The sequence below is a fragment of the Streptomyces sp. NPDC049813 genome (genome assembly GCF_044465085.1).
Taxonomy (GTDB): Bacteria; Actinomycetota; Actinomycetes; order Streptomycetales; family Streptomycetaceae; genus Streptomyces.
In genome coordinates this window covers 85,760-93,814 of record NZ_JBITLI010000003.1, presented here as the reverse complement: position 1 = coordinate 93,814, position 8,055 = coordinate 85,760, and the positions used below count along the sequence as shown (strand labels likewise).

The 8,055-nt window shown below is 69.8% G+C and carries 8 protein-coding genes; 4 read left to right on the top strand and 4 right to left on the bottom strand.

Features of this window, described 5'->3' with window-relative positions; all coding sequences use genetic code 11:
* Positions 1-368 precede the first annotated feature (368 nt).
* Genes ACIBW6_RS07965 through ACIBW6_RS07950 form a run of 4 tightly spaced genes read left to right on the top strand, consistent with a single transcriptional unit; the run spans position 369 to position 4,504 of the window.
* Positions 369-1,235, top strand: coding sequence for an ABC transporter ATP-binding protein (locus ACIBW6_RS07965; protein ID WP_399057883.1), 867 nt, complete (start codon positions 369-371; stop codon positions 1,233-1,235).
* The gene (locus tag ACIBW6_RS07960) at positions 1,232-2,122 is read left to right on the top strand and encodes a branched-chain amino acid ABC transporter permease (protein WP_399057881.1); all 891 of its coding nucleotides are present in this window, start codon (positions 1,232-1,234) and stop codon (positions 2,120-2,122) included. The genes ACIBW6_RS07965 and ACIBW6_RS07960 overlap by 4 nt, the downstream gene beginning before the upstream one ends.
* Positions 2,115-3,233: a branched-chain amino acid ABC transporter permease gene (locus ACIBW6_RS07955; RefSeq protein ID WP_399057879.1), complete on the top strand. Its 1,119-nt coding sequence runs from the start codon at positions 2,115-2,117 to the stop codon at positions 3,231-3,233. The genes ACIBW6_RS07960 and ACIBW6_RS07955 overlap by 8 nt, the downstream gene beginning before the upstream one ends.
* Entirely contained in the window at positions 3,230-4,504 is a 1,275-nt protein-coding gene (locus ACIBW6_RS07950) for an ABC transporter substrate-binding protein (RefSeq protein WP_399057877.1), read from the top strand. Before ACIBW6_RS07955 ends, ACIBW6_RS07950 begins: the two co-directional genes overlap by 4 nt.
* Positions 4,505-4,645: 141 nt before the next feature.
* Here ACIBW6_RS07950 and pssA read toward each other — a convergent pair whose 3' ends face one another.
* From pssA to ACIBW6_RS07930, 4 genes are all read right to left on the bottom strand, one after another.
* Positions 4,646-5,422: a CDP-diacylglycerol--serine O-phosphatidyltransferase gene (pssA, locus tag ACIBW6_RS07945; RefSeq protein WP_324773451.1), complete on the bottom strand. Its 777-nt coding sequence runs from the start codon at positions 5,420-5,422 to the stop codon at positions 4,646-4,648.
* A 67-nt stretch (positions 5,423-5,489) separates the two neighbouring features.
* Positions 5,490-6,146 (bottom strand): phosphatidylserine decarboxylase, encoded by a 657-nt coding sequence (locus tag ACIBW6_RS07940; protein ID WP_399057875.1) that lies wholly within the window; start codon positions 6,144-6,146, stop codon positions 5,490-5,492.
* 184 nt (positions 6,147-6,330) lie between these two features.
* Positions 6,331-7,536 carry an acyl-CoA dehydrogenase family protein gene (locus ACIBW6_RS07935; RefSeq protein WP_399057873.1) on the bottom strand — a complete coding sequence of 402 codons (1,206 nt, stop codon included), beginning with the start codon at positions 7,534-7,536 and terminating at the stop codon, positions 6,331-6,333.
* 2 nt (positions 7,537-7,538) lie between these two features.
* Entirely contained in the window at positions 7,539-8,051 is a 513-nt protein-coding gene (locus tag ACIBW6_RS07930; RefSeq protein WP_399057871.1) for a MaoC family dehydratase, read from the bottom strand.
* Between the last annotated feature and the right edge of the window lie 4 nt (positions 8,052-8,055).

The window sequence follows — 8,055 nt, the reverse complement described above, 5'->3', positions numbered from 1 at the left end:
CGGCCGGTGCGCGGTCCGGCCACGCGCCCCGTGCGCGGCACGGTTCCGCCACCCGTCCGCGGCCCGGCCTCAGAGCCGGTGCGCGGCCCGGTCCCGCCACCCGTACACGGCCCGGTTCCGCCGCCCGTCTGCGGCCCGGCCTCGCAGCCGGTGCGCGGCCCGGTCCCGCCACCCGTACACGGCCCGGTTTCGCCGCCCGTCTGCGGCCCGGCCTCGCAGCCGGTGCGCGGTCCGGCCTCGCGCCCCGTGCGCGGCACGGCTCCGCCACCCGTCCGCGGCCCGGTCCCGCCACCCGTACGCCACCCGGCCCCCGCCCGCGTCATCCGCACGACGGGACGGCGACCGTACCCGGGGCCCGGAGGTGCCACGTGACCGCCACGAACGCGACCGGTACCGGCATCCCGCCGCTGCACGTCCGCGACCTGACCGTCCGTTTCGCCGGGCTCACCGCCCTCGACGCGATCAGCCTCACCGTCGCGCCCGGCACCGTGCACGCCGTCATCGGCCCGAACGGCGCGGGCAAGTCCACCTGCTTCAACGTGCTGTCCGGCGTCTACCGGGCCACCGCGGGCACCGTCCACCTCGGCGACCAGGAACTCACCGGCCTGCCCCCGCACCGCATCGCCGGACTCGGGGTGGCCCGGATCTTCCAGAACCTGGCGCTGCCCCCGCGCACCACGGTCGCCGACAGCCTGCTGCTCGGCCGCCACCGGCTGACCCGCGCCGGTTTCCTCGCCGCCGGGCTGCGGCTGCCCGCCGCGGTCCGCGAGGAGCACCGGCACCGCGAACGGGTCCGGGAGATCGCCGAGTTCGTCGGGATCGCCGACCAGCTCTCCACCCCCACCGGGGCCCTGCCCTACGGCCAGCAGAAGCTGGCCGAACTCGCCCGCGCCCTGTGCATGGAGCCCCGCGTCCTGCTGCTCGACGAGCCCGTCGCCGGGATGACGGCCGACGAGCGGCGCCGTACCGCGGCCGTCGTCGCGGGCGTCCGCGACAGCCTGGGCATCTCCATCGTCCTGGTCGAACACGACATGGGAGTCGTCATGCGCCTCGCCGACGAGGTCACGGTCCTCGACTTCGGCCGCCGGATCGCCGGCGGACCGCCGGACCGCGTCCAGAACGACCCGGCGGTGATCCAGGCCTACCTGGGCGCACCCGCGGAAGGCAGCGCGCCCGCCAAAAGCAGCGTGCCCGCAAAGGGCAGCGCACCCGCAGAGGGGGAGGCCCGGGCATGACCACGTTCCTCGAACTCCTCCTCAACGGCCTCTCGATGGGCTCCGTCTACGCGCTCATCGCTCTCGGATTCGTCGTCATCTTCCGTGCCACCGAGGTCGTCAACTTCGCCCACGCCTCCTTGCTGCTGGCCGGCGGCTACGTCACCGCCACCCTCCACGACGACATCGGCTTCTGGCCCGCGCTCGGCATCGGCATCGCCGCCGCGGCAGTGGTCGGCGCCGCCGTCGAGTTCCTGGTGATGCGCCGCTACCGCGGGCACGACCAGAGCGTCCTCGCCATCGTCACCATCGGCGTCGACATCCTGCTGACCACCGAACTCACCCGGCGCCTGGGCACCGACGTGCTGTCCATGGGCGACCCGTGGGGCGACGCGGTGCTGACCGTCGGCGGCGTCTCGATCGCGCACACCCGCGTCGCCGCGTTCGTCACGGCCGCCCTGCTCATCACCGCGTTCCTGCTCGTCTTCCGGTACACCTCGTGGGGCGTCGCGATGCGCGCCGCCGCCGAGAGCGGCGAGACGGCCGCGCTGATGGGCGTCCGCCTGCACCGGGTCTCGCTGAGCGCCTGGGCGGTGGCGGGCGGGCTCGCCGCCGTCGCCGCCCTCTTCCTCACCGTGTTCCCGACACCGGGCCTGGAGCGGGCCACCTCGCTCGCCGCCCTGAAGGCCTTCCCCGCCGCGATCCTCGGCGGGCTCGACTCCACCACCGGCGCGCTCGTCGGGGGCCTGGTCGTGGGCGTCACCGAGTCCCTCGCCACCGGCTACCAGAGCGAGCTGGCCTTCATGGGCCGCGGCCTCGGCGACCTCGCGCCCTACCTCGTGATGACCGTGATCCTCCTGTTGCGGCCCGCCGGGCTGTTCGGCACGAAGGAGCTCGCCCGTGTCTGACACCCTCGCCGCCGCCAAGGCCGCGGACCACCCGCGCCCCGCACCCCGCGCCCGGACGCTGTTCACCCGCCGCCGCGGCTACGCCTGGGCCATCGGCGCGCTGCTGCTGCTCGCCCTGCCGTTCTACCTCGACCGGTTCTGGCTCCAGGCGGGCCTGTTCGCGATGGCCGCCGCCATCGGCGCCATCGGGCTCAACCTCCTCACCGGCGCCACCGGCCAGCTCTCCATGGGCCACGCCTTCTTCCTCGCCGTCGGCGCCTACGGCTACTGCGTCTTCGCCGGGGAGCGCGGCGAGGAGCTCAACGGGCTCGGGCTGCCGCCCTGGCTCGCCGCCGTCCTCGCGGTCCTCGTCGCCGGGGTCGCGGGCGGCCTGTTCAGCCCCATCGCGGGCCGCCTCAAGGGCGCGTACCTCGGTATCGCGACGCTCGCGCTGATCTTCATCGGGCAGCACGTCCTGTTCAACGCCGAGGAGCTGACCGGCGGCGCCAACGGCCGCGACGTGCCCGCCATGAGCCTGTTCGGCCTCACCTTCGACGACCGGCCGCTCACCGTGGCGAACGTGCCCTTCGGCTCCGCCGAGAAGCTCTGGTACCTGGCGCTGCTGCTCACGCTCGGCTGCGGCCTCTTCGCCCGCGGTGTGCTGCGCGGCCGTCCCGGGCGCGCCATGAACGCCATCCGTGACCACCGCATCGCCGCCGGCGTCCTCGGCGTGCCGGTGGCCCGCTACCGCGGCGCCGTCTTCGTCCTGTCCTCGATGTACGCGGGCCTGGCCGGCGTCCTGCTCGCCCTGGTCTTCCAGCGCACGGTGCCCGACTACTTCGGCATCACGCTCTCCCTGGAGTACCTCGCGATGATCGTCATCGGCGGGCTCGGCTCCGTGGCCGGTGCCGTCGTGGGCGCCGCGTTCGTCTCGCTGCTGCCCCAGATCCTCACCCGCTACAGCGACGCCCTGCCCCTCGTCTCGGCCCCCGGCACGGGCGGCGTCGCCCCCGGTGAGGCCGCCCGCTACCTCTACGGCGCCGCCGTCGTGGCAGTGGTCCTTTTCCTTCCGGGCGGCCTCGTGCAGCTGACCGCCCGGCGTGCCCGGATCCACCCTCAGGAGGAGTCATGATCGCCCGCACTGGCCGTACCAGCACGCTCACGGTGACCGCCGTGGCCGCGCTGCTCGCGCTGACCGCCGCGTGCAGTTCCAAGGCCGAGGACGGGAAAGGGGACGACAAGCAGAGCGCGGACGGGGTGAAGACCGGCCAGGGCATCTCGGGCAAGACGATCGACCTCGGCGTCCTCACCGACATGACCGGCGTGTACGCCACGCTCGGCAAGAGCGTCACCCAGGCGCAGCAGCTGTACGTGAAGCAGGTCAACGCCGACGGCGGGATCTGCGGGTACCAGCTGAAGCTCACCGTCCGCGACCACGGCTACGACCCGCAGAAGGCCGTCGCCGGGTACACCGAGCTGGCCCCGAAGGTGCTCGGCTTCACCCAGTTCATCGGCTCGCCGTTCGTCGCCGCAGTCGAGAAGCGCATCACCGACCAGGACAAGGCCCTCGTCCTGCCGCAGGCCTGGTCCTCGAACCTGCTCGGCAGCCCGTACGTGCGCATCATCGGCTCCACGTACGACATCGAGACGATCAACGCGATCGACTTCCTGATGAAGGAGAAGGGCCTCAAGAAGGGCGACAAGCTCGGCCACGTCTACTTCGAGGGCGACTACGGCGAGAGCGCGCTCAAGGGCTCGACGTTCATGGCGAAGGAAGCCGGCCTGACCGTCGTCGAACAGAAGATCAAGCCGACCGACAACGACATGACCGCCCAGGTCGCCGCGTTGAAGAAGGCGGGCGTCAAGGGCATCGTGATCAGCGCAGGACCGCGCCAGGCGGCCTCGCTCGTCGGCGTCGCGGCCGCCGCGAAGCTGAACGTGCCGGTCATCGGCAACAACTCCGCCTACGCCCCGCAGCTGCTCGGCACCCAGGCGGCGCCCGCCCTGCTCGCCAACTACTACGTGGCGTCCCCGTCGCTGCCCATCGGCGCCGACACCCCCGAGGCCAAGAAGCTGGTCGCCGACTACAAGAAGGCGTACCCGAAGGACGGCCTGGACAACGGCGTCGTCGCCGGCTGGACCGCGGCGGGCGTCTTCGGCGAGGCCCTGAAGAAGGCGTGCGAGAGCAAGGACCTCACGCGGGAGAGCGTCGACAAGGCGCTGCTGTCGCTGAACGGCTACGACATGGGCTTCGGCGTCGACCAGGACTTCACCGACCCCAAGGCACCGTCCTCGTACAAGTCGGTGATCCTCCAGCCCGACAAGACGGCCGTGGGCGGCCTGAAGGTCGTCCAGGACCCGGGCGAGGCCCCGCAGGCGAAGACGTACACACAGGCCCCGTAAGGGGCGCGGGGAGCTGCGCGACCAGCCACGACGAGCGCGCACTCGCCACGGGACGCACCTCCACACCGCGCTCCGGCGCAACAGAGCGGTGGGGCCCGAGCCACAATGGCTCGGGCCCCACCGCTCACCTGTTCCGTCGGGCTACGACTGCGCTCGCGCCTCACGCCGGTTGTCCCGGAAGTTGTTCACCCGCCGCGCCGTGGCGAACAGCGGAATGACGGCCCCGAGCACGAGCTGGAGCGCGCACCCGGTCTGGAGCAGGAGCTGGCCACCGGGCGCGTCGAACGCCCAGGCCGCCAGCAGCCCCATGCTGAGCACGATCCACGACAGCATCGCCACCGCGAGGCGCCCCCGCGGCTTCGGGTACTCGACGCGGCTCACCATCAGCCACGCGGTGCCGATGATCGCGAGGAGCGTTGCCACGAACGGCAGCTCCAGGAGCACGATCGAGACGACGGTCAGCGCGCCGAACGGCGACGGCATGCCCTGGAAGGTGCCGTCCTTGACCGTGACGCAGGAGAACCGGGCGAGCCGCAGCACCACCGCCAGGAGCACCACGATGGCGCCCACCGCCGCGACTCTCTGGTGCGCGTCGTTGGCGACCATGCCGTAGACGAGCACGAAGTACGCGGGTGCGAGGCCGAAGCTGATCAGGTCCGAGAGGTTGTCCAGCTCGGCGCCCATCGGCGAGGAGCGCAGCTTGCGGGCCACGAGACCGTCGAACAGGTCGAAGATCGCGGCGGCCAGCATCAGGATCACGGCGGTCGCCGCGCTGCTGCGGGCCATGCCCGAGTCGTTGCTGCCCTGGATGTGCGGGATCAGGATGCCGGTCGTCGTGAAGTAGACCGCCATGAAGCCGCACGTGGCGTTGCCGAGGGTGAGGGTGTCCGCTATCGACAGACGCAGCGAGAGCGGCATCTCCTCCGCGTCGTCCACGTCGGCGTCGTCGACGGACGTGGACCCCCAGCCGGCCTGGGTCTGCGAGTCAGTCACGGTCAAGTCGAGTCACCCCTGCCACGGTCTTCTGGCCGACCTCCAGGTCGGTCTCCACGCCCTCCGGCAGGTAGACGTCGACGCGGGAACCGAACCGGATCAGGCCGATGCGCTCGCCCTGGTCCACCTTCGTGCCCCGCGGGATGTAGGGCACGATGCGGCGGGCCACGGCGCCGGCGATCTGGATCATCTCGACGTCACCGAGCTCGGTGTCGAAGTGCCAGACGACGCGCTCGTTGTTCTCGCTCTCCTTGTTGAACGCCGGGACGAAACCGCCCGGGATGTGTTCGACGGAGGTCACGGTGCCGGCCAGCGGGGCGCGGTTCACGTGGACGTTCAGCGGGCTCATGAAGATCGCGACGCGGGTGCGGCCGTCCTTCCACGGCATGATGCTCTGCACCACACCGTCTGCCGGGGAGATGACCCGGCCCTGGGCGATCTCGCGCTCGGGGTCGCGGAAGAACCACAGCATGCCGGCCGCCAGAGCGGTGGTCGGGACGGCGAGTGCTGCTGCCTTCGTCGAACGGCGCGAACGCGCGAGGCTGAGGGCAGCCGTGGCGACGGTCGGGAGAAGCCACGGCGATGCTCCGCGCGCAAGGCGACCACCGAGGAAGCCGTCGCGAGGTGCAGAGGTTTGGCTGTGGGGCATGGATGACCTTCGTAGCGGATGAGGCCGCGCTGGTTACGGGGGGACGGCGGCTTTTCCGAGGAATGCTATCGGTTGCGAGCCACAACTGGGCAAGCCAGGAAGCCGAGTCGGCGGCCGAAGAGTGCTGACGGGGTGTGATCTTCCTTGCGAAGAAAACACCCCAAACCTGGACATCTCGCCAGGCTCAGCCCTGGAATCGATACTCTTCGAGCAGTCGACGACCAATGATCATTTTCTGGATTTCGGCGGTACCTTCACCGATGAGCAACATCGGCGCCTCGCGGTACAGGCGCTCGATCTCGTACTCCTTGGAGAACCCGTATCCACCGTGGATACGGAACGCGTCCTCCACGACTTCTTTGCAGTATTCGGAGGCCAGGTACTTGGCCATTCCTGCTTCGAGGTCGTTTCGTTCCCCGGAGTCCTTTTTGCGTGCCGCGTTCACCATCATCGCATGGGCGGCCTCCACCTTGGTAGCCATCTCGGCCAACTTGAACTGGATCGCCTGGTGCTGGGCGATGGGCTTGCCGAAAGTGTGACGTTGCTGGGCATAGGAGACGCCTAGTTCGAAAGCACGCTGTGCGACGCCGCAGCCACGCGCCGCCACATTGACCCGGCCCACCTCGACGCCGTCCATCATTTGGTAAAACCCTCGGCCAGTCTGTCCGCCAAGTACACGATTGGCCGGAATGCGTAGGCCGTCCATGATCAATTCAGTGGTGTCGACGCCCTTGTAACCCATCTTGTCGATCTTCCCGGGAATGGTGAGGCCGGGACGGACCTCACCGAACCCGGGCTCCTTCTCCACGAGGAAGGTCGTCATCGACTTGTGCGGGGCCGTTCCCGCGGCATGACCTTCATCACTCCGCGTGAGAACCGCCACAAGGGTTGACGTGCCGCCGTTCGTGAGCCACATCTTCTGGCCGTTCAGGACGTACTCGTCGCCCTCCCTGACCGCCTTCGACGTGATCGCCGACACATCCGAGCCGAGCGCCGGCTCCGACATCGAGAACGCGCCGCGCACCTCGCCCAGCGCCATCCGCGGCAGGAAGGTGTCCTTCTGCTCCTGCGTGCCGTGCTGCTTGAGCATGTACGCCACGATGAAGTGCGTGTTGATGATGCCGGAGACCGACATCCAGCCGCGCGCGATCTCCTCCACGCACAGCGCGTACGTGAGCAGCGACTCGCCGAGCCCCCCGTACTCCTCGGGGATCATGAGCCCGAACAGGCCCAACTCCTTGAGTCCGTCGACGATCTGCTGCGGATACTCGTCGCGGTGCTCCAGCTCGGTGGCGACCGGGATGATCTCCTTGTCCACGAAGTCCCGCACGGTGGACAGGATTTCCTGCTGGACGTCGGTGAGACCGGCGGTCCGGGCGAGTCGCGCCATGGCTACTTCTCCTGCTGCTTGAGTTCGGGGCGGCCGGGCTGCTCGCCGCCGCGCTCCTTGATGTACGTCTCGGTGGGCACCATCACCTTGCGCCGGAAGACGCAGACGAGCGTGCCGTCCTGCTTGTAGCCCTTGGTCTCCACGTACACGATGCCGCGGTCGCTCTTCGACCTCGACGGCGTCTTGTCGAGCACCGTCGTCTCGCCGTAGACCGTGTCGCCGTGGAAGGTCGGCGCCACGTGCTTGAGCGACTCGACCTCCAGGTTGGCGATGGCCTTGCCGGAGACGTCGGGCACGGACATGCCGAGGAGCAGCGAGTAGATGTAGTTGCCGACGACGACGTTCTTGCCGAAGTCGGTCGTGCTCTGCGCGTAGTTGGCGTCCATGTGGAGCGGGTGGTGGTTCATCGTCAACAGGCAGAAGAGGTGGTCGTCGTACTCCGTGACCGTCTTGCCGGGCCAGTGCTTGTAGACGTCGCCGACGGTGAACTCTTCGTAGGTGCGGCCGAATTGCATGGTC